This is a genomic window from Geodermatophilus sp. SYSU D00698 (genome assembly GCF_054050335.1).
Genome location: NZ_JBJGZD010000003.1, coordinates 43,528 through 63,272, shown reverse-complemented (window position 1 = coordinate 63,272; position 19,745 = coordinate 43,528). Strand labels below are relative to the sequence as shown.

The window sequence follows — 19,745 nt, the reverse complement described above, 5'->3', positions numbered from 1 at the left end:
GGAGCCGGCCGGGCATGGCAGCGTGGGGACATGGCGACGACGACGACGAGACCGGCCCTGCAGTCCTGGACCACCGTCGCGCCCGTGGCCGCGGTGGTCCTGCTGGCGCTCACCTGGGGAGGGGACCCCGGGGCGCTCGTGGTGGTGGTCGACGCGGTCGCCCTCGTCGGCGCGGTGCTGGCCGCCGTCCACCACGCCGAGGTGGTCGCCCACCGGGTGGGGGAGCCGTTCGGGTCGCTGGTGCTCGCCGTCGCGGTCACCGTGATCGAGGTCGGGCTGATCGTCACGCTGATGGCGTCCGGCGGGCCCGAGGCGGCGTCGCTGCCGCGGGACACGGTGTTCGCCGCGGTGATGATCACCTGCAACGGCATCCTCGGGCTGTCGGTGCTGCTGGGGGCGCTGCGGCACGACGTCGTCGTCTTCAACCGCGAGGGGGCCGGGGCGGCGCTGGCGACCGTGCTCACCCTCGCGGTGATGTGCCTGGTCCTGCCCACCTACACCACGAGCGTCAGCGGGCCGGAGTTCTCGACGGCGCAGCTGACCTTCGCCGCGCTCGCCTCGCTCGTGCTCTACGGCGCGTTCGTGGTCACCCAGACCGTCCGGCACCGCGACTTCTTCCTCCCCGTCCCCGTCGACGACAGCCGCGACGACGAGGACGAGCACGCCGAGCCGCCGTCGGACCGGACCGCGCTGACCAGCCTCGGGCTGCTGCTGGTGGCGCTGGTCGCCGTCGTCGGGCTGGCGAAGGTGGAGTCGCCCGCCATCGAGGCCGGGGTGGCCGCGATCGGCTTCCCGCAGTCGTTCGTCGGCGTGGTGATCGCGCTGCTGGTGCTGGCCCCCGAGACGCTCGCGGCCGCCAACGCCGCCCGCCGCAACCGGCTGCAGACCAGCCTGAACCTGGCGTTCGGGTCGGCGATGGCGAGCATCGGGCTGACCATCCCGGCGATCGCGGTGGCCTCGATCTGGCTGGACGGGCCGCTGCTGCTCGGGCTCGGCGCCACGCAGATGGTGCTGCTCGCGGTGACCGTCGTCGTCGCGGTGCTCACCGTGGTGCCCGGCCGGGCGACCCGGCTGCAGGGCGTGGTCCACCTGGTCCTGCTGGCCGGCTTCCTGTTCCTGGCCGTCGCGCCCTGACCGTTACGGTGGCGCCCGTGCAGCTGACCGTCGTCGACCACCCGCTCGCCCGTGCCCGTCTGTCGCGGATGCGCGACGAGCGGACCGACAACGCCGCCTTCCGGGCGGCGCTGCGGGAGCTGACCCAGATGCTGGTGTACGAGGCCACGCGCGACCTCGCCGTCGCCGAGGAGCCGATCACCACCCCGGTGACGACGACGACCGGCTACCGGCTGGCCGCGCCGCCGCTGATCGTCCCGGTCCTGCGGGCCGGGCTGGGCATGGCCGACACCGCGCACGGGATGCTGCCGGAGTCGCAGATGGGCTTCGTCGGCCTGGCGCGCAACGAGGTGACCTTCCAGCCCGAGGCGTACATGGCCTCGCTGCCGGAGAGCCTCGTCGGCCGGCACGTGTTCGTGCTGGACCCGATGCTGGCCACCGGCGGCTCGCTGGTGCACTGCTGCACGCTGCTCACCGACCGCGGCGCCACCGAGATCACCGTGCTGTGCGCACTGGCCGCGCCGGTCGGCCTGGAACGGCTGGAGCAGAGCGGCCTGCCGCTGCGGGTGTTCACCGCCAGCGTCGACGAGGGCCTCAACGAGAAGGCGTACATCGTCCCGGGCCTCGGCGACGCCGGGGACCGCCAGTTCGGCGCGGTCTGACCGTGCGGTTCGCCGTCCTGGGCACCGGTCACTGGGCCCGCACCGTGCACGCGGCGGCGATCGCCGCGCACCCCACCGCGGAGCTCGCCGGGATCTGGGGCCGGGACGCGGGCAAGGCCGCCGAGGTGGGCGCGGAGTTCGACGTCCCCGGCACGGACGACCTCGCGGCGCTGCTGGAGCGGGTCGACGCGGTGTCGGTCGCCGTCCCGCCGGACGTGCAGGTGCCCCTGGCCGAGCAGGCGGCCGCCGCCGGCCGGCACCTGCTGCTGGAGAAGCCGATCGGGCTGACCGTCGACGAGGCCGACCGGGTGGTGACGGCGGTGCGGTCCGCGGGGGTCGCCTCGGTCGTGTTCTTCACCTTCCGGTTCCAGGCGCAGACGACGTCGTGGCTGGCCCAGGCGGGCCGCACCCGGCTGGCCGGCGGCGCCGCCTCGTGGCTGTCGGCGCTGGCCGGGAGCCCGTTCGACTCGGCCTGGCGCCGCCGCTACGGGGCGCTGTGGGACATCGGCCCGCACGCGCTGTCGCTGCTGGTGCCGGCGCTGGGCCCGGTGGTGTCGGTGCAGGCGGGCGCGGGCGCCGGCGACACCGTGCACCTGGTCCTCCAGCACGCCACCCCCGGCGTGGCCTCGACCGTCACGCTGTCGCACACGGTGGCGCCGCTGGCCACCGGCATCGAGTTCTCCGTCCACGGCGACGCCGGGCGGCTGGTGCTCCTGCCCGACACCGAGAGCCCGGTCGCGTCGCTGACGGCGGCGGTCGACGAGCTCACCGCGGCGGCGGTCACCGGCGGCACGCACCCCTGCGACGTCGGCTTCGGCCGGGAGGTCGTCGTCGTGCTGGCCGCCGCCGAGCGGGCGCTGGCCTCGGGCTGCCGGGAGGACGTCCCCGCCTGAGCCCGACCTGCGGCGCGGCCTCCAGTCGCGCGCAAGGGCCGGACAAGCCCCGGCCGACACCGTCTCCCCCGACGACAGGGAGCCCCGGGGCCCGGGGCCGGACAGGGAGACGACATGAGCGAGTACCCGTACCTCGGCCACGACCGCGCGGACGCGCGGGCGGTCTCGGACGGCAGCTGGTACGTGCGGCGCGGCCGGATCGACCGGCGCACCTACTGGCTGCACTACGCGCTGCCGCTGTGGGCGGCGAGCGTCGCGGCGATCTGGGCCGACATCGCGTTCGGCACCGCCTGGTACACGGCGAGCTACGAGTCCTACGGCTACTACTCCTACAGCGCCGACGTCACCTTCTCGGGCGGGCCGATCACCCTGCTGGTCTCGCTGGCGCTGTTCGCGCCCTCGATCAGCGCGGCGGTGACCCGGCTGCACGACACCGGCCGCTCGGGCTGGTTCCTGCTGTGGGGCCTGGTCCCGGTCGCCGGCGCGATCGTCCTGCTCGTGACCCTCGGCTTCTCGCCGAGCGAGCCCGGCCGCAACCAGTACGACGGCGCCCCGCACCCGGCCCGGCGGGAGCCGCGACTCGCGACCCGGTGAGACCGGTTGACCGGACCGGCCAGCCTGGAGGGGTGCGGATGACCTTCTCCCGGCTGGCCGACCGGCGTGCGGTGGAGACCCGCGTGGAGCGCGACGACGGCGTGGTGTTCGCCCTGCGCGGCGCCGGGGGCGGCGCCGACCTGCCGCACGACCTGGTGCACGCGCTGGTCGAGACCGAGCTCGGGATGCGCGAGGGCATCTGGGGCTGCATCGCCGACGGCGTCGTCTGGACGACGATGCGCCACGTCTCCGGGCGGCAGCCCCCGCACGCGGCCGAGCGGTCGGCCCGGCTCAAGCGGGAGCGCGCGGCCGCCGTCACGCGGGCCGAGGGCGTGGCCGACCTCGTGTCCCGCTCCGCGCGCGGCGCGGCGGTGCTGCCGGGCGAGGCCGCCGCGCTGGACCTGCCACCGCAGCGGCTGGCCGCCGCCGCGGCCGCCCTGGCCGACGCCGGGCGGCGCTGGCGGGCGCTGCCGGTGGGGGAGAGCTGGACCCTCGAGTGGTCCCCGCCGCGGGCCCGCCCGGGGCGGCGCCGCAGGTGAGGGACCCGTCCGGCACACTCCCGGCGTGATCATCGTGCTGGTCGGGGTGGTCGTCCTCGCACCCGTGGTCGTGATGGCCGACCTCCGCTGCTGGCGGCCGCTGGCGGTGCTGCTGTGGCTGCTCGGCACCGCCGCCGCCGTGCTGTGGGTGGAGACCCGCGACGCGGCCGGGGAGCAGCGGGACGTCCTCACCGGGATCGGCTGGCTGGTGATCGCGCTGCTCGCCGCGGGCGGCGCCGTGGCCGCGGGCCGGCGCGGCACCGGGACCCGGCCCCGCCACGGCGGCTGACCGGCCTCAGCAGCCCAGGGCGGCGGCCAGCTCCTCGAGCGAGGACACCGACAGGTCGGCGTCGGGGTCGCTCCCCGGCGGCACCCGCGTCCCGCCGAACTCGGCGGGCCGGTGCACGTACGCCGTCCGGAGCCCGCGGGCGCGCGCCGCGGCCAGGTCGTCGACGTGCGCGGCCACCACGAGCACCGCCGACGGCGGCAGTGCCAGCAGCCGCGCCGCCGCGTCGTAGACCTCCGGGTCGGGCTTGTAGCGGCCGACGACCTCGGCGCCGAGCACGAGGTCCCAGGGCAGCCCGGCCCGCCGCGCCAGGTCCACCTGCAGCCGCACCCCGCCGTTGGACAGCGGCGCCAGCACGAACCGCCGCCGCAGCCGGGTCAGGCCCGGCACCGCGTCCGGCCACGGGTCGAGCCGGTGCCAGGCCAGCACCAGCTCGGCGGCGACGTCGTCGGGGACGGGGCCCGCGCCCGCCTCGGCCAGCGCCTCCGGCAGCGACTCGCGGTGCAGCACGTCGAGCGGGACGAACGGCCGCCCGCCGGAGCGGACCTCCTCCATGGACGGCCGGTACCGCGCCCGCCAGGCGTCGGCGAACGCGTGCGCGTCGACGTCCGGGCCGAGGAGCCGGGCCGCCTCCCGGGCCACGCCGGCGCGCCAGTCCACGACCGTGCCGAACACGTCGAAGGCCAGCGCGCCGACGTCCACGGCTACAGCCCCAGCGCGTGCGCCATCTCGCCGCGCAGCTGGTCGAGCTCGTCCGCGCCGCGGCCGCGGGCGGCGATGACCCCGGCGTCGTCGTGCACCGGGACCACCGTCTCCAGGTACGCCTTGAGCTTGGGCTCGGTGCCGCTGGGCCGGACCACCACGCGGACGCCGTCGCCGAGCAGCCGCACGGCGTCGACCGGCGGGTCCTCGGCCAGCAGGTCGGTGGCGGTGACCTCACGGCCGAGCAGCCGGGCCGGCGGGTCGGCGCGCAGCCGCTCCATGGCGTCGGAGATCAGCGACAGGTCCTCCACCCGCACCGACAGCTGGCCGGTGGCGAACAGCCCGTGCTCGCGGGCCAGCTCGTCGAGCCGGTCGACCAGGGTGCGGCCGGTCTGCTCCAGCTCGGCGGCCAGCAGCGCGACGGCGAGGGCGGCGGAGATGCCGTCCTTGTCGCGGGCCACCTCCGGGGTGACCGCGTAGCCCAGGGCCTCCTCGTAGCCGAACACCAGCGGCTCGGCGTCGGTGCCGGCGCGGATGATCCACTTGAAGCCGGTCGGCGTCTCGGCGAACCGCACGCCGTGCGCCTCCGCGAGCGCGGCCAGCAGCGAGCCGCTGACCAGCGAGGCCGCGTACGTGCCGCGCACGCCGCGGCGCAGCAGCCAGTCGGCGAGCAGCGCGCCCACCTCGTCGCCGGTCAGCTGCCGGCCGTCGCACACCACCGAGCAGCGGTCGGCGTCGGGGTCCTCGGCGATGGCGACGTCGGCGCCGCAGCGGCCGGCCAGCGCGAGCAGCAGGTCGACCGCGCCGGGCTCCTCCGGGTTGGGGAAGGCGACCGTCGGGAACGCCGGGTCGGGGGCGTCCTGCTCGGGGACGCTGACCGGCGGGGCGAACCCGGCGGCGGCGAACACCGCCCGCGTGGTGGCCGCGCCGACGCCGTGCATCGCGGTGTAGGCCACGGTGAGGCCGGCCCGCGCGGCGGCGTCCACCCGCTCGGGCTGCAGCGCCCGCACGACGGCGGCCACGTACCCGGCCTCGACGTCGTCGCCGAGGGTCGTCCACGCGTCGGAGGTGGGCACCTCGCCCGCCGGGCCGACGGCGGTGATCGCGGCCTCGATCTCCCGGTCGGCCGGCGGCACGAGCTGGGCGCCGTCGGCGAGGTAGACCTTGTAGCCGTTGTCCTGCGGCGGGTTGTGGCTGGCGGTGACCATCACGCCGGCGACGCAGCCCAGCGACCGGACCGCCGACGACAGCACCGGCGTGGGCAGCGGCCGCGGCAGCACCGAGACGGCGAACCCGGCGGCCGACAGCACCGCGGCGGTGACCCGGGCGAACTCGTCGGAGCGGCGCCGGGCGTCGAACCCGACGACGACGGCCCCGCCGCCGTGCCCGTGCGCGGTCAGCCAGGCGCCCAGCCCGGCGGCCGCCCGGGTGACGACGGCGGCGTTCATGCCCGCCGGCCCGGCGCGCAGCGGCCCGCGCAGCCCGGCGGTGCCGAAGGTCAGCGGCCCGGCGAAGCGGCGCTCGAGCTCCGCGGTGTCCCCGGCGGCGACCAGGGCCTCGATCTCGGCCCGGTCGCCGGGGTGCGGGTCGGCCGCGGCCCAGGCCCGGGCGGTGTCCACGACCGAGCCGGTCACGGCAGGCGCCCGATGAACTCGACCAGGAACTCGCCGAGCCGCCCGGCCGCCGCCCTGCCCGCGGCGAGCACCTCCTCGTGGTCCAGCTTCTCGCCGGTGATGCCGGCCGCGGCGTTGGTGACCATCGACAGCCCCAGCACCTCCATCCCGGCGGCGCGGGCGGCGATCGCCTCGAGCGCCGTGGACATGCCCACGAGGTCGGCGCCGAGGCCGCGCAGCATGCGGATCTCGGCCGGCGTCTCGTAGTGCGGGCCGGGCAGCGCGGCGTAGACGCCCTCGGTGAGGTCCGGGTCGAGGGAGCGGGCCAGCTCGCGCAGCCGCGCGGAGTACAGGTCGGTGAGGTCGACGAACGTGGCGCCGACCAGCGGCGAGCGGGCCGTGAGGTTGAGGTGGTCGCTGATGAGGACCGCCTGGCCGACCCGGTGGTCGGGCGCCAGCCCGCCGGCGGCGTTGGTGAGGACGACGGTGCGCACGCCGGCCGCGGCGGCGGTGCGGATCCCGTGCACCACCGGCTCGACGCCGCGGCCCTCGTAGAGGTGCGTGCGGCCGAGGAAGAGCAGCACCCGCCGGTCGCCGACGCGCACCGACCGCACCTGCCCGCCGTGCCCGACGGCCGTGGGGGCGGCGAAGCCGGGCAGCTCGCCGATGGCGACGGAGGCCGCGGGCTCGCCGAAGGCGTCGGCCGCGGGGGCCCAGCCCGAGCCCATGACGACGGCGACGTCGTGGCCGTTCCCCAGGGCTGCGGTCAGGTCGGCGGCGGCGGTGGCGGCCAGGGCCGCGGGATCGGGTGCGCTCACCGGGCGACGCTAACCCAGCGCCGTCGCGGCGACCCCGGCCGACGTCCCCGCCGCCCGAGGCGGTCCACCGGGGACGCGACCGCCGTCGAACCACTCGTCCCCGTCGTCCCCGGCCGCGTGTCGGCCGGGGACGACGGGCCGGCTCCCGGACCATGGCTCGGTGCAGCGAACGGTCATCGACGGGGTCCCGGTGTTCACCGCCGGCGGGCGGGAGCGGACGACGGCGGCCCTGGTGTTCGGCGTCGGCCTGCGCGACGAGACGTTCTCGACCATCGAGGTCACCCACCTCGTCGAGCACCTGGCCATGGCCGCGCTCCCGCGCACGCACCTGCGCTGCAACGCCGTCACCGACGTCGACAGCACCGCCTTCTTCGCCACCGGCCGCCCGGACACCGTCGCCGCCTTCCTCGAGGGCGTCTGCCGCGCCCTGGCCGACCTGCCCACCGAGCGCCTGGCCGCCGAGGCCGGCGTGCTGCAGGCCGAGGGCTGCGGCACCGGCTCCTCCACGGTCAGCGCGCTGTGGGCCGCCCGCTACGGCCTGACCGGGCCGGGCCTGACCGTGTCGGCGGGGCCGGGCCCGGAGTACCTGACCGAGGAGACCGTCCGGGCGCACGCCGCCCGCTGGTTCGTCCGCTCCAACGCCGCGCTGTGGTGCCACGGCCCGCTGCCCGAGGGCCTGCGGCTGCCGCTGCCCGACGGGCCGCGCCCGGTGCGCCGGGTGCCGGCGCCGCGCCCGCAGGACGGGCCGGTCTGGACGCACACCGACGCCCCCGGCGTCGGGCTGCTGCTGGCCACCGACACCCCCGGCGACCCCGCGCTGGCGGTCGGCGTCGACGTGCTCCAGGACCGGCTGCGCGAGCGCGCGCGGCACGGCCGCGGCCTGTCCTACGGCGTCGACTCCCTCACCCTCGACCTCGCGCCGGGCCGGCGCGAGGTGGCGGTCGTGGTCGACGCCCGGACCGGCCGCGGCGCCGAGGTCGCCGGGCTGCTGTGGGAGACGTTCGCCGGGCTGTGCGCCGACGGGCCGGACGCCGCGGAGGTCGCGCACGCCGTCGCGGGACTGGAGGCCGAGCTCGACGACGAGGACGCCGTCGGCACGGAGCTGGCCGACGCCGCCTACTGCGCGGCCACCGGCCTGCCGTTCCGCCCGGCCGTGGACACCCTCGCCGCCTGGCGCGCGGTGACGCCGGCCCAGGTGACCGCGGCGCTGCGCCGGGCCGCGGCGACCGCCGTCCTCGGCGTCCCCGACACCGCGGCCTGGGACGGCCCGGCCGGCGTCGCCCGCCGCCCGCTGTGCGGCACCCTCCCGGAGCTGCCGGCCGGCACGGTGTTCCGCCCGCCGCTGCTGCGCCGGCTGCTCGACCCGGCCGCGCGGGTGGCCCTGGTCGTCTCGGACGACGGCCTCGCCCACACCGACGCCGACGGCGACGTGCACGGCATCCCGTGGTCGCGGGTCGAGGCCGTGGTGCCCACCGACGACGGCCGCGGCGTCTCCGTCGTCGGCCGCGACCTGTGCGGTGTGCGCGTCCACCCCGACCTGTACGGGCGCCGCGCCGTCGCGGCGGTCACCGGCCGGGTGCCGCCCGCCGCGCTGCTGCCGCGGCCGCGGACCCCGGAACCGGGCACCGTCCCCGCGGTGGTCTGAGTCCACCGGGGGATCCGCGCTGTCCAGGGGGTGCGGGAGCGCCGATCTCCCTATCCTCGGCAGCGTGCAGATCCCGTTCTCCTCCTCGGAACGCTCCAGCCTGGGTGTGGAGTGGGAGCTGCAGCTCGTGGATCGGCAGAGCCGGGAGCTCACCGCCGGGGCGACGGAGATCCTCGAGGAGATCCGCCCCGACGGCGCCGAGGAGCACCCGAAGGCCAAGCACGAGCTGCTGCAGTCGACCGTCGAGGTCATCACCGGCGTGTGCACCACCGTCGAGGAGGCCACCGCCGACCTCGCCGGCACGGTCGCCGAGGTGGCCGCCGCCGCCGACCGCCGCGGCCTGGGCCTGCTGTGCGCCGGCACCCACCCGTTCACCGACTGGCAGACCCAGCTGATCTCGCCCAAGGAGCGGTACCTGCACCTGGTCGAGCGGATGCAGTGGCTGGCCCGGCGGCTGCAGATCTTCGGCGTCCACGTGCACGTCGGCGTCCGCTCGCCGGACAAGGCGATGCCGATCGTCAACGCGCTCACCCAGTACGTGCCGCACTTCCTCGCGCTGTCGGCGTCCTCGCCGTTCTGGGTCGGCTGCGACACCGGGCTGGCCTCCGCGCGCAGCAAGGTCTTCGAGGCCATGCCGACGGCGGGGCTGCCCACCCAGCTGCCCGACTGGGCCGGCTTCGAGACCTACATGGAGACGCTGATCTCCACCGGGGCCATCGAGAGCGTGCGCGAGGTGTGGTGGGACATCCGCCCGCACCCGGGCTTCGGCACCGTGGAGCTGCGCATCTGCGACGGCCTGCCCACGCTCGAGGAGGTCGGCGTCGTCGCGGCGCTGTCGCAGTGCCTGGTCGAGCAGTTCGACACCCAGCTCGACCGCGGCTACACGCTGCCCACCCCGCCGAGCTGGGTGGTGAAGGAGAACAAGTGGCGCGCGGCCCGCTGGGGCCTGGACGCCGACGTGGTGGTGGACGAGAAGGGCACGGTGCGCCCGGTGCGGCAGGCGCTGCTCGACCTCGCCGAGGAGCTGACCCCGACGGCGAAGCGGCTGGGCTGCGAGGCGGAGCTCGCGGGCGTCGAGCGGGTGCTCGCCGTCGGCGCCTCCTACCAGCGGCAGCGGGCCGCGGCGCTGGCGTCCGGCGGCGACCTGCGCGTCGTCGTCGACGGGCTGCTCGCCGAGCTGCGGGACGGCCTGCCCACCTCCGGGCCGGCCGCCGGCCCCGACGGTCCCGTCCCCGGCCCGGCGGCGTGCGCCGGCGGCCACGCCGCATGACCCGGACCCCCGAGGAACTGGCCGCCGGGCTCGACACGTGGGTGGCCGCCCGCAACGACTCCCTGGTCGGCGTGCGCCGGCACCTGCACATGCACCCCGAGCTGGCCTTCGCCGAGGTGGAGACGACGGCGTTCCTCGAGCAGCGGCTCGCCGGCGCCGGGCTCGCGCCGCGCCGGCTGCCCAGCGGGACCGGGCTGGTGGTCGAGGTCGGGTCCGGCGACCCGACGGTGGTGCTGCGCGCCGACATCGACGCACTGCCGCTGGCCGACCTCAAGGACGTCCCCTACGCCTCCACCCGCGAGGGCATGTGCCACGCCTGCGGCCACGACGTGCACACCACCGTGCTGCTCGGCGCCACGCTGGCGCTGGCCGCGCTGGACGACCTGCCGGGCACGGTGCGCTGCGTGTTCCAGCCGGCCGAGGAGACCGTCCCCGGCGGCGCGACGCACGTGGTGGCGGCCGGCGTCCTCGACGGCGCGTCCCGGGCGTTCGCGCTCCACTGCGACCCGGCGATCCCGGCGGGCACCGTCGGCCTGCGCACCGGCTCGATCACCGCCGCCTGCGACCGCATCGACGTCACGCTCACCGGGCCCGGCGGGCACACCGCCCGCCCGCAGCTGACCGTGGACCTGGTCGACGCCCTGGGCCGGCTGGTCACCGGGCTGCCCGGGCTGCTGTCGCGCAAGGTCGACCCGCGGGCCGGGTTCTCGCTGGTCTGGGGCGCGGTCAACGCCGGCGTCGCGGCCAACGCCATCCCGCAGCGCGGCACCCTGCGCGGCACCGTGCGGGTGCTCGACCGCGACGAGTGGCAGCGCGCGGAGGGGCTGCTGCGCGAGCTGGTCGAGCAGGTGGTGGCGCCCACCGGCGCCGGCGTCGAGGTGGAGTACGTCCCCGGCGTGCCGCCGGTGGTCAACGACCCGCGCGCGGTGGCGCTGCTGCGCACCGCGGCGCTGCAGACCGTCGGCAGCGAGCACCTGCGCCAGTCGCCGCAGAGCATGGGCGGGGAGGACTTCGGCTGGTTCGCCGACGTGCTGCCGATCGCGCTGGCCCGGCTGGGCACGCACGGCGGCGGCGCGCCGCTGGACCTGCATCGCGGCACCTTCGACGTCGACGAGCGGGCCATCGGGGTCGGGATCCGGCTGATGGTGCGCACCGCGCTGCAGGCGCTGGCCGCCGCCGCCGGGACGTCGGGCTCGGCCGCCGGTGCGCCCGGCCCCGGCCACCCCGCGCGTCCGCACTCGCGGGAGCGCCGGTAGAACCTTCCCCGACCGTGCACCCGATGCGGGGAGTTCACCGATGAGCGCCACCGACACCGCGACGCCCGGCGAGGACGAGGTCCCCGCCGAGCACGAGGTGCCCGACGAGCTGTCCCTCGCCGGCGACTTCCCGCCGGTCGGCCGCGAGCAGTGGCGCGAGCTGGTCGCCGGGGTCCTGCGCAAGGCGGGCCGCGAGGAGCTGCCCGACCCGGTCGAGGACGCGCTGCGCCGCACGGTGGCCACCGGCGTCAGCGTCGCGCCGCTCTACACCGCCGACGACGCCGGCGACCTCCCGACGTCGGTCGGCGTGCCCGGCCTGCCGCCGTTCGTCCGCGGCGCCCGCGCCGGCTCCTCGCCCGACAGCGGCGTGCCCGCGGGCTGGGACGTCCGCCAGCGGCACGCCCACCCCGACGTCGCGGTCACCCGGGAGGCGGTCGCCGCCGACCTGGAGAACGGCGTCACCTCGCTGTGGCTGCACCTCGGCGACGGCGCGGTGCCCGTGGACGCCCTCGGCGACGTGCTCGCCGACGTCTACCTCGACCTCGCGCCGGTCGCCGTCACCGGCGGGCTCCCGGCCGCCGAGGCGCTGCTGGCGCTGGCCGGCGACCGCACCGACCTCGCGCCCGGCGGCTCGCTGGGACTCGACCCGCTCGGCGACCAGGCCGCGTCGGGGGAGGAGCAGGACCTCGCCGTCCTGGCCGACCTCGCCCGGCGGACCCCCGCGGGCTGGCGCACCGTCGTCGTCGACGCGACCGTGTACGCCGACGCCGGCGCGACCGCCGTCGAGGAGCTCGGCTGCTCGCTGGCCGCCGGGGTGGCCTACCTGCGGGCGCTCACCGACGGCGGGCTGACCGTGGACGAGGCGTTCGAGCGCGTCGAGTTCCGCTACTCCGCCCCGGCCGACCAGTTCACGACGATCGCCGCGCTGCGCGCCGCCCGCCGGCTGTGGGACCGGGTCGGCGAGGTCAGCGGCGCGTCGGAGGCGGCCCGGGCGCAGCGCCAGCACGCGGTGACGTCGTCGGTGATGACGACGAGGCGCGACCCCTGGGTGAACATGCTGCGCACCACCGTCGCCTGCTTCGCCGCGGGCGTGGGCGGGGCCGACGTCGTCACCGTGCAGCCCTTCGACGCCGCGCTCGGCCTGCCCGACGCCTTCTCCCGGCGGATCGCGCGCAACACCCAGAGCCTGCTGGTCGAGGAGGGGCACCTGGCCCACGTGCTCGACCCGGCCGGCGGCTCCTGGTACGTCGAGTCGCTCACCGAGGACCTCGCGCAGGCCGCGTGGGCCTGGTTCACCGAGGTCGAGCGGGCCGGCGGGCTGGGCGCGGCGCTGACCTCGGGGCTGGTCCGCGACCGGCTGGCCGCCGCCTGGGACGCCCGCGCGAAGCGGCTGGCGACGCGCAGCGACGCGATCACCGGCGTCAGCGAGTTCCCCGACCTGACCGGGAAGCTGCCCGAGCGGCAGCCGGCGGCCGACCTGCACCCCACCGGCGGGCTGCCCCGGGTGCGGGCCGCGCAGGAGTACGAGGAGCTGCGCGACCGCGCCGACGCCGCCGGCCGGCGGCCGCAGGTGTACCTCGCCACCATCGGACCGATCGCGCGGCACACCGCGCGGGCCTCCTTCGCGGGCAACCTGTTCCAGGCCGGCGGCGTGGCCACCCCGGCCGCCGACGGCGCGTCCGGGTTCGCCGACGCCGGGACGACGGTCGCCTGCATCTGCGGCACCGACGCCGACTACGCGGAGGCCGCCGCCGCGCTGGCCGCCGAGCTGGGGGCCGCCGGCGCCGAGCACGTGTGGCTGGCCGGGAAGCCCTCGCTCGGGGTGGACGGCGTGGACGGGTACGTGTACGCCGGGTGTGACGCACTCGAGGTGCTCAGGACCGTGCACGGGCAACTCGGCTTGACGGCAGAGACGGCCGTCTCTGCCGCTTCCTCGGAGGAGGAGCGGGCATGAGCGGGATCCCCGACTTCGGCGGCGTCGAGCTGGGCCGCCCGGCGGCGCACGCCGGTGCCGACGACTGGGCCAAGGCGTTCGAGGAGGCGACCGGACGCGGCGTGGAGGAGGCGACCTGGGAGACCCCCGAGGGCATCGCCGTCCCGCCGCTGGCCACCCCGGCCGACCTCGCCGGGCTGGACTTCCTGCAGACCTACCCCGGCCTGCCGCCCTACCTGCGCGGGCCCTACCCGACCATGTACACGACCCAGCCGTGGACGGTCCGCCAGTACGCGGGCTTCTCCACCGCGGCGGAGTCCAACGCCTTCTACCGGCGCAACCTCGCCGCCGGGCAGAAGGGCCTGTCGGTCGCCTTCGACCTGCCCACCCACCGCGGCTACGACTCCGACCACCCGCGGGTGGTCGGCGACGTCGGCATGGCCGGGGTCGCGATCGACTCGATCCTCGACATGCGGCAGCTGTTCGACGGCATCCCGCTGGACCGGATGAGCGTCTCGATGACCATGAACGGCGCCGTGCTGCCGGTCCTGGCGCTCTACGTCCTCGCCGCCGAGGAGCAGGGGGTGAGGCCGGACCAGCTCACGGGGACCATCCAGAACGACATCCTCAAGGAGTTCATGGTCCGCAACACCTACATCTACCCGCCGAAGCCGTCGATGCAGATCATCAGCGACATCTTCGCCTTCACCTCGGCGGAGATGCCGCGCTTCAACTCGATCTCCATCTCCGGCTACCACATCCAGGAGGCCGGGGCGACGGCCGACCTGGAGCTGGCCTACACCCTCGCCGACGGCGTCGAGTACCTGGGCGCGGGCAAGGCCGCGGGCCTGGACATCGACGCGTTCGCGCCGCGGCTGTCGTTCTTCTGGGCCATCGGCATGAACTTCTTCATGGAGGTCGCCAAGCTCCGCGCCGGGCGGCTGCTGTGGGCGCGGCTGGTGAAGGAGGCCGGCGCGCGGAAGGACAAGTCGCTGTCGCTGCGCACCCACTCGCAGACCTCGGGCTGGTCGCTGACCGCGCAGGACGTCTACAACAACGTCGTCCGCACCTGCCTGGAGGCGATGGCCGCCACCCAGGGGCACACCCAGTCGCTGCACACCAACGCCCTCGACGAGGCACTGGCGCTGCCCACCGACTTCTCCGCGCGGATCGCCCGCAACACCCAGCTGCTGCTGCAGCAGGAGTCGGGGACGACGCGGGTGATCGACCCGTGGGGCGGCTCGGCGTACGTGGAGAAGCTGACCTACGACCTGGCCCGCCGCGCCTGGGCGCACATCCAGGAGGTCGCCGAGCACGGCGGCATGGCGCAGGCCATCGACGACGGCATCCCGAAGCTGCGCATCGAGGAGGCCGCCGCCCGCACGCAGGCGCGCATCGACTCCGGCCGCCAGCCGGTGATCGGCGTCAACAAGTACCGGGTCGAGGCCGACGAGGCGATCGAGGTGCTGCGCGTCGACAACGCCGACGTGCTCGCCCAGCAGAAGGCGAAGCTCGCCGAGCTCCGGGCGTCCCGGGACGACTCCGCCGTGCGCGACGCGCTGCGCCGGCTCACCGACGCCGCCCGCGCCGCGGCGGAGGGACGGCGCGGGCGCGACCTCGACTCCAACCTGCTCAAGCTCGCCGTCGACGCGGCGCGGGCCAAGGCGACCGTCGGGGAGATCTCCGACGCGCTCGAGGAGGTCTACGGGCGGCACTCCGGTCAGGTGCGCACCATCTCCGGTGTGTACCGCGACGAGGCCGGCCGCTCCGGGCCGCTCGAGGAGACCCGCCGGATGACCGAGGCGTTCGAGGAGGCGGAGGGACGGCGCCCCCGCATCCTGGTCGCCAAGATGGGCCAGGACGGCCACGACCGCGGGCAGAAGGTGATCGCCACCGCGTTCGCCGACCTCGGCTTCGACGTCGACGTCGGTCCGCTGTTCCAGACGCCGGAGGAGGTCGCGCGGCAGGCGGTCGAGGCGGACGTGCACGTCGTCGGCGTCTCGTCGCTGGCCGCCGGGCACCTGACGCTGGTGCCGGCGCTGCGTGACGCGCTGGCCGAGCTCGGGGCCGACGACGTCCTGGTCGTGGTCGGTGGCGTCATCCCGCCCGACGACGTGCCGCGACTCGAGGAGATGGGCGCGGCCGCGGTGTTCCCACCGGGCACGGTCATCGCCGAGGCGGCGCAGGAGCTGCTGCGGACGCTGTCCTCGCGTCTCGGTCACTGATGCCCGCGCCGGACGTCCCCGCGCTCGTCGAGGGGGTGCTCGGCGGCGACCGCCGGTCGCTGGCGCGGGCGATCACGCTGGTCGAGTCCCGCCGCGCCGACCACCGCGAGCGCGCGCAGGAGCTGCTGGTCGAGCTCCTGCCGCACGCGGGGGACGCCCGGCGGGTCGGCATCTCCGGCGTGCCCGGGGTGGGGAAGTCGACGTTCATCGACCAGCTCGGCGTCGACCTGACCGCCGCCGGGCACCGGGTGGCGGTGCTGGCGGTCGACCCGTCGTCGGCGCGCTCGGGCGGGTCGATCCTGGGCGACAAGACCCGGATGGCGCGGCTGGCCGTCGACCGGGACGCCTTCATCCGTCCCGCGCCGACCGCGGGGACGCTCGGCGGGGTCGCGCAGGCGACGCGGGAGTCGATGGTCGTCGTCGAGGCGGCCGGCTACGACGTCGTGCTGGTGGAGACCGTCGGCGTCGGGCAGTCGGAGGTCACCGTCGCGGAGATGGTCGACTCGTTCCTGTTCCTGACGCTGGCCCGCACCGGCGACCAGCTGCAGGGGATCAAGCGCGGCATCCTCGAGCTCGCCGACGTCATCGCCGTCAACAAGGCCGACGGGCCGGCCGCCGCCGACGCGCGCAAGGCCGCCCGGGAGCTGGCCGGGGCGATCCGGATGCTGCGCGGGCACTCCGAGTGGGACGTGCCGGTGCTGACCTGCGCGGGGCTCACCGGCGAGGGGCTGGCCGACGTGTGGGCCAAGCTGGTCGAGCACCAGGACCGGGCGCGGGCCTCGGGGGCGTTCGACGAGCGTCGCCGGGCGCAGCAGGTGCGCTGGACCTGGCAGCTCGTGCGTGACGGGCTCGAGCACCGGCTGCGCGCGCACCCCGCGGTCCGGTCGTCGGCGCCGGAGCTGGAGAAGGCCGTGCTGGCCGGCGAGCTCACCCCGGCCCTGGCCGCCCGGCAGATCCTGGAGACCTTCCTCGGCCCCCCGGACGCCTGAGAGTCCCCGCCCCCGCGATCATGGAGCGCCGGTGGCGACACGTCGCCGATGCCTGGTGTGTCGCCACCGCAGCTCCATGATCACGGGCGGTCCACAGCCGGGCGGGCGTCCACAGCCGGTCCGCGGCGGCGCCCGGCGGCGCCGTCCGCCCCGAGGGTCGCGGCGTGGACTTCGCGCTGTACCGGACGATCGCGCGCCAGGGTGGCGTCTTCACAGTCACGCAGGCCCGCGAGGGGCTGACCGAGTGGGAGGTCCGGCGACTGGTCGACTCCGGGCGCTGGCGGCGCACCCGCTGGCGCGGCGTGCTGGCCGACGCCGAGCTGCCGGACTCTCTCGGGTCGCAGGTGCGCGCGGCCGCGCTGGTGGTGGGCGCCGACCTGGTCGCGTGCCACTCGACAGCCGCGGCGCTCTGGGGCTTCGACGTCCTCGGCGGCGACACGCTGCACTTCCTCGGCCCGCCGTCCGTGGCGAACCGGAGCCGCCCGGGCATCCGGGTGCACCCGTCGGTCCTCGGAACCGACGACGCGGTGCTCCTCGACGGCGTCTGGTGCACGCCGCCGGCGCGGACCGCCTGCGACGTGGTTCGCGCGACCGCGCCGATCGACGGGCTGGCGACGCTCGACGCGGCGCTGGGCACGAGGGAGTGCACCCGGGCGGAGCTGGCCGCGGAGGTCGAGCGGCAGCCCGGACTGCGCGAGGTCGTCCGGCTGCGGCGTCTCGTCCCGCACGCGAACGGGCTGGCCGAGTCGCCGATGGAGTCGCGGATGCGCTGGCGGTTCATCGAGGGTGGGCTCCCGGCGCCCGACGTCCAGGTCCGGGTCCTCGGCGACGGGTGCAGCTGGTACCTCGACACCGGCTGGCGGGAGCAGCGGGTCGCCGCCGAGTACGACGGGCACGCGGCGCACATGACGCCGGAGCAGCTGCGCGACGACCGGCGCCGGCACGACGGCATCACCGAGCGCGGCTGGACCCTGCTGCACGTCACGGCTGCGGACGTCCACCGCGAGCACCGGCGGATGGTCGCCGAGGTGGCGCGGGCCCTCCGGCTGCCCGTCCGGCGGTGATCACGGAGTTCCGGTGGCGACACACCGGACGGCGACGGCGTGTCGCCACGCGAACTCCGTGATCGCGGGGGAACCGGCCGCAGGGGCGCGGCAGAAGTGGTCAGAAGGCGGAGCGGCAGTCACGGGCGCGGAGCTCGGCGAGGTAGTCGTCGGGTGCCCCGGCGGCCTCGGCGGCGTCGGCGATCGCGCCCAGGTGCCGCGCCGAGGGCAGCCCGCCCTCGAAGGCGTCCAGCGCGTAGACGTAGGCGACGACGTCGCCGCCGAGGGTGTGCACCCGCAGGTTGAGCTTGCGGTAGAGCCCGCGGTCGGCGCCCTCCCAGGCGTCGAGCTCGCGCTCGTCGGCGGGCGTGAGGTCGTAGAGGGCGACGAACACACCGGGCGCCTCGCGGTCCTCGGCGGGCACGAGGGTGGCCAGCGCGCCCTCCCAGCCGTACTCCTCGCCGCCGAAGGCGAGCCGCCAGCCGCGGATCCAGCCGGTGCCGACGTGCGGTGAGGACGGGCAGCGGCGCAGCATCTGCTCGGGGTCCATGTTGGACCCGTACGCGGCGTAGAGACCCATCGCCGACCGAGCCTACGGCCGCTGTGGCCCGCGCGACCCCGTGAGCCTGCCGACACCGCCCGCCCGGACTGGGAGGATGGACGGCGAACCCCCGGTCCACGACGCAGGAGACCCGCATGACCCGCATCGTCATCATCGGCGGCGGCCCGGCCGGCTACGAGGCCGCGCTGGTGGCCGCCTCTCTCGGTGCGCAGGTCACCGTCGTGGAACGCGACGGCCTGGGGGGCGCCAGCGTCCTCACCGACTGCGTGCCCTCGAAGACCTTCATCGCCGCCGCGGGCACCATGACGTCGGTCCGGGACTCCAGCGTCCTCGGCCTGCGCGGCGCCGACCTGGCCACCGTCGGCCTCGACCTCGCCACCGTCAACGCCCGCGTCAAGGGCCTGGCCGTCGCGCAGTCGGCCGACATCCACGCCCGGCTCGAGGCCGAGGGCGTGCGCCTCGTCTCCGGGCAGGGCCGGCTCGCCGACGACGTCCGGGGGCTGGTCGAGCACCGCGTCGAGGTCCTCGACCGCGACGGCGGGGTGCGGGAGACGCTCGAGTGCGACGTCGTCCTCGTCGCCACCGGCGCCGACCCGCGCGTGCTTCCCGGCAGCGAGCCCGACGGCGAGCGGATCCTCGACTGGCGCCAGCTCTACGACCTCGACGAGATGCCGGAGCACCTCGTCGTCGTGGGGTCGGGCGTCACCGGCGCGGAGTTCGCCTCCGGCTACCTGGAGGCCGGCGTGCCGGTCACCCTCGTCTCCTCCCGCGACCAGGTGCTGCCCGGCGAGGACGCCGACGCCGCCGACGTCATCGCCGAGGTCTTCCAGGCCCGCGGCGGGCGGATCGCCGAGCGCGGCCGCGCCGCGTCCGTGACGCGCACCGAGAAGGGCGTGCTGGTCGAGCTCACCGACGGGCGCACCGTCGAGGGCTCGCACGCGCTGATGACCGTCGGAACCGTGCCGAACACCGCCGGCCTGAACCTCGAGGCGTGCGGCGTGGAGCTGCGCGAGTCCGGCCACGTCGTCGTCGACCGGGTGTCGCGCACCAACGTGCCCGGCATCTACGCCGCCGGTGACGTCACGGGCGTCTTCCAGCTCGCCAGCGTCGCGGCCATGCAGGGCCGGATCGCCATGTGGCACGCGCTCGGCGAGGCGGTGCAGCCGATCCGGCTCAAGACGGTGGCCGCCAACGTGTTCACCCACCCGGAGATCGCCACGGTCGGCGTGCAGGAGAAGACGCTGCCCGAGGGCCACGACCTCGACGTCGTCCGGCTGCCGCTGGCCACCAACGCGCGGGCGAAGATGAGCGACCTGCACGCCGGGTTCGTGAAGCTGTTCGCCCGCAAGGCCACCGGCGTCGTCGTCGGCGGGGTGGTCGTGTCGCCCGGCGCCAGCGAGCTGATCCTGCCGATCGCGCTCGCGGTCACCAAGGGCCTGACCGTGAGCGACCTCGCGCACACCTTCGCCATCTACCCGTCGCTGTCGGGCTCGATCACCGAGGCCGGCCGGAGGCTGATGGGGGCCGACGCGCTGGCGTGACGGCCGGGGCGTGCGGGACGGGGCCGTCGGGGCGCCTGTGACGGGTGGGGTCCCGGGTGGT

At 76.4% G+C, this 19,745-nt stretch carries 18 protein-coding genes; 14 read left to right on the top strand and 4 right to left on the bottom strand.

The window, feature by feature from the left end:
* The first annotated feature begins 30 nt into the window (after positions 1 to 30).
* The 6 genes from ACI8AB_RS03545 (at position 31) to ACI8AB_RS03520 (ending at position 4,090) form a co-directional block, all read left to right on the top strand.
* Positions 31 to 1,134 carry a calcium:proton antiporter gene (locus ACI8AB_RS03545; protein WP_456948985.1) on the top strand — a complete coding sequence of 368 codons (1,104 nt, stop codon included), beginning with the start codon at positions 31 to 33 and terminating at the stop codon, positions 1,132 to 1,134.
* 17 nt (positions 1,135 to 1,151) lie between these two features.
* Positions 1,152 to 1,775, top strand: coding sequence for a uracil phosphoribosyltransferase (gene upp, locus ACI8AB_RS03540; RefSeq protein WP_387987549.1), 624 nt, complete (start codon positions 1,152 to 1,154; stop codon positions 1,773 to 1,775).
* Between the two features lie 2 nt (positions 1,776 to 1,777).
* The gene (locus tag ACI8AB_RS03535; protein ID WP_387987548.1) at positions 1,778 to 2,668 is read left to right on the top strand and encodes a Gfo/Idh/MocA family protein; all 891 of its coding nucleotides are present in this window, start codon (positions 1,778 to 1,780) and stop codon (positions 2,666 to 2,668) included.
* 114 nt (positions 2,669 to 2,782) lie between these two features.
* Positions 2,783 to 3,262, top strand: coding sequence for a DUF805 domain-containing protein (locus ACI8AB_RS03530; protein WP_456948984.1), 480 nt, complete (start codon positions 2,783 to 2,785; stop codon positions 3,260 to 3,262).
* Positions 3,263 to 3,300: 38 nt separating this feature from the next.
* Entirely contained in the window at positions 3,301 to 3,801 is a 501-nt protein-coding gene (locus tag ACI8AB_RS03525) for a hypothetical protein (protein ID WP_456948983.1), read from the top strand.
* 25 nt (positions 3,802 to 3,826) lie between these two features.
* The gene (locus ACI8AB_RS03520) at positions 3,827 to 4,090 is read left to right on the top strand and encodes a hypothetical protein (RefSeq protein WP_456948982.1); all 264 of its coding nucleotides are present in this window, start codon (positions 3,827 to 3,829) and stop codon (positions 4,088 to 4,090) included.
* 6 nt (positions 4,091 to 4,096) lie between these two features.
* On the opposite strand, the gene ACI8AB_RS03515 is transcribed toward ACI8AB_RS03520, so the two are convergent.
* The 3 genes from ACI8AB_RS03515 to ACI8AB_RS03505 are packed head-to-tail and all read right to left on the bottom strand — an operon-like array spanning position 4,097 to position 7,220.
* Positions 4,097 to 4,789, bottom strand: a complete 693-nt coding sequence (locus ACI8AB_RS03515; RefSeq protein WP_456948981.1) for a haloacid dehalogenase type II — start codon at positions 4,787 to 4,789, stop codon at positions 4,097 to 4,099.
* A 2-nt stretch (positions 4,790 to 4,791) separates the two neighbouring features.
* Entirely contained in the window at positions 4,792 to 6,423 is a 1,632-nt protein-coding gene (locus ACI8AB_RS03510) for a phospho-sugar mutase (RefSeq protein ID WP_456948980.1), read from the bottom strand.
* Entirely contained in the window at positions 6,420 to 7,220 is an 801-nt protein-coding gene (locus ACI8AB_RS03505; RefSeq protein WP_387987536.1) for a purine-nucleoside phosphorylase, read from the bottom strand. The genes ACI8AB_RS03510 and ACI8AB_RS03505 overlap by 4 nt, the downstream gene beginning before the upstream one ends.
* A 160-nt stretch (positions 7,221 to 7,380) precedes the next feature.
* Between ACI8AB_RS03505 and ACI8AB_RS03500 the strand changes: the two genes are divergently transcribed.
* The 7 genes from ACI8AB_RS03500 to ACI8AB_RS03470 all read left to right on the top strand — a co-directional run bounded on the left by ACI8AB_RS03500 (position 7,381) and on the right by ACI8AB_RS03470 (position 17,602).
* Positions 7,381 to 8,865, top strand: a complete 1,485-nt coding sequence (locus ACI8AB_RS03500) for a hypothetical protein (protein ID WP_456948979.1) — start codon at positions 7,381 to 7,383, stop codon at positions 8,863 to 8,865.
* 64 nt (positions 8,866 to 8,929) lie between these two features.
* Positions 8,930 to 10,135, top strand: coding sequence for a glutamate--cysteine ligase (locus ACI8AB_RS03495; RefSeq protein ID WP_456948978.1), 1,206 nt, complete (start codon positions 8,930 to 8,932; stop codon positions 10,133 to 10,135).
* On the top strand, positions 10,132 to 11,391 hold the full coding sequence (locus ACI8AB_RS03490; protein ID WP_456948977.1) for an amidohydrolase: 1,260 nt from the start codon (positions 10,132 to 10,134) through the stop codon (positions 11,389 to 11,391). Before ACI8AB_RS03495 ends, ACI8AB_RS03490 begins: the two co-directional genes overlap by 4 nt.
* A gap of 40 nt (positions 11,392 to 11,431) precedes the next feature.
* Entirely contained in the window at positions 11,432 to 13,345 is a 1,914-nt protein-coding gene (locus ACI8AB_RS03485; RefSeq protein WP_456948976.1) for a methylmalonyl-CoA mutase subunit beta, read from the top strand.
* A complete protein-coding gene (gene scpA / locus ACI8AB_RS03480) occupies positions 13,342 to 15,549 on the top strand; it encodes a methylmalonyl-CoA mutase (RefSeq protein ID WP_456948975.1) in 2,208 nt (735 codons plus the stop codon). Before ACI8AB_RS03485 ends, scpA begins: the two co-directional genes overlap by 4 nt.
* Positions 15,549 to 16,538, top strand: coding sequence for a methylmalonyl Co-A mutase-associated GTPase MeaB (gene meaB, locus ACI8AB_RS03475; protein ID WP_456948974.1), 990 nt, complete (start codon positions 15,549 to 15,551; stop codon positions 16,536 to 16,538). The genes scpA and meaB overlap by 1 nt, the downstream gene beginning before the upstream one ends.
* Positions 16,539 to 16,702: 164 nt before the next feature.
* Positions 16,703 to 17,602, top strand: a complete 900-nt coding sequence (locus ACI8AB_RS03470; RefSeq protein ID WP_456948973.1) for a type IV toxin-antitoxin system AbiEi family antitoxin domain-containing protein — start codon at positions 16,703 to 16,705, stop codon at positions 17,600 to 17,602.
* Between the two features lie 100 nt (positions 17,603 to 17,702).
* Here ACI8AB_RS03470 and ACI8AB_RS03465 read toward each other — a convergent pair whose 3' ends face one another.
* Positions 17,703 to 18,161, bottom strand: a complete 459-nt coding sequence (locus ACI8AB_RS03465; RefSeq protein WP_456929990.1) for a gamma-glutamylcyclotransferase family protein — start codon at positions 18,159 to 18,161, stop codon at positions 17,703 to 17,705.
* A gap of 68 nt (positions 18,162 to 18,229) precedes the next feature.
* On the opposite strand from ACI8AB_RS03465, the gene ACI8AB_RS03460 reads away from it, so the two are divergent.
* A complete protein-coding gene (locus tag ACI8AB_RS03460) occupies positions 18,230 to 19,684 on the top strand; it encodes an NAD(P)H-quinone dehydrogenase (protein WP_456949148.1) in 1,455 nt (484 codons plus the stop codon).
* Positions 19,685 to 19,745 lie beyond the last annotated feature (61 nt).

Coding starts and splice junctions, on each gene's coding strand:
- ACI8AB_RS03490 (WP_456948977.1), top strand. CDS start 10,132: ATGACCCGGACCCCCGAGGAACTGGCCGCCGGGCTCGACACGTGGGTG.
- meaB (WP_456948974.1), top strand. CDS start 15,549: ATGCCCGCGCCGGACGTCCCCGCGCTCGTCGAGGGGGTGCTCGGCGGC.
- ACI8AB_RS03485 (WP_456948976.1), top strand. CDS start 11,432: ATGAGCGCCACCGACACCGCGACGCCCGGCGAGGACGAGGTCCCCGCC.
- ACI8AB_RS03525 (WP_456948983.1), top strand. CDS start 3,301: ATGACCTTCTCCCGGCTGGCCGACCGGCGTGCGGTGGAGACCCGCGTG.
- ACI8AB_RS03465 (WP_456929990.1), bottom strand. CDS start 18,161: ATGGGTCTCTACGCCGCGTACGGGTCCAACATGGACCCCGAGCAGATG.
- ACI8AB_RS03530 (WP_456948984.1), top strand. CDS start 2,783: ATGAGCGAGTACCCGTACCTCGGCCACGACCGCGCGGACGCGCGGGCG.
- scpA (WP_456948975.1), top strand. CDS start 13,342: ATGAGCGGGATCCCCGACTTCGGCGGCGTCGAGCTGGGCCGCCCGGCG.
- ACI8AB_RS03545 (WP_456948985.1), top strand. CDS start 31: ATGGCGACGACGACGACGAGACCGGCCCTGCAGTCCTGGACCACCGTC.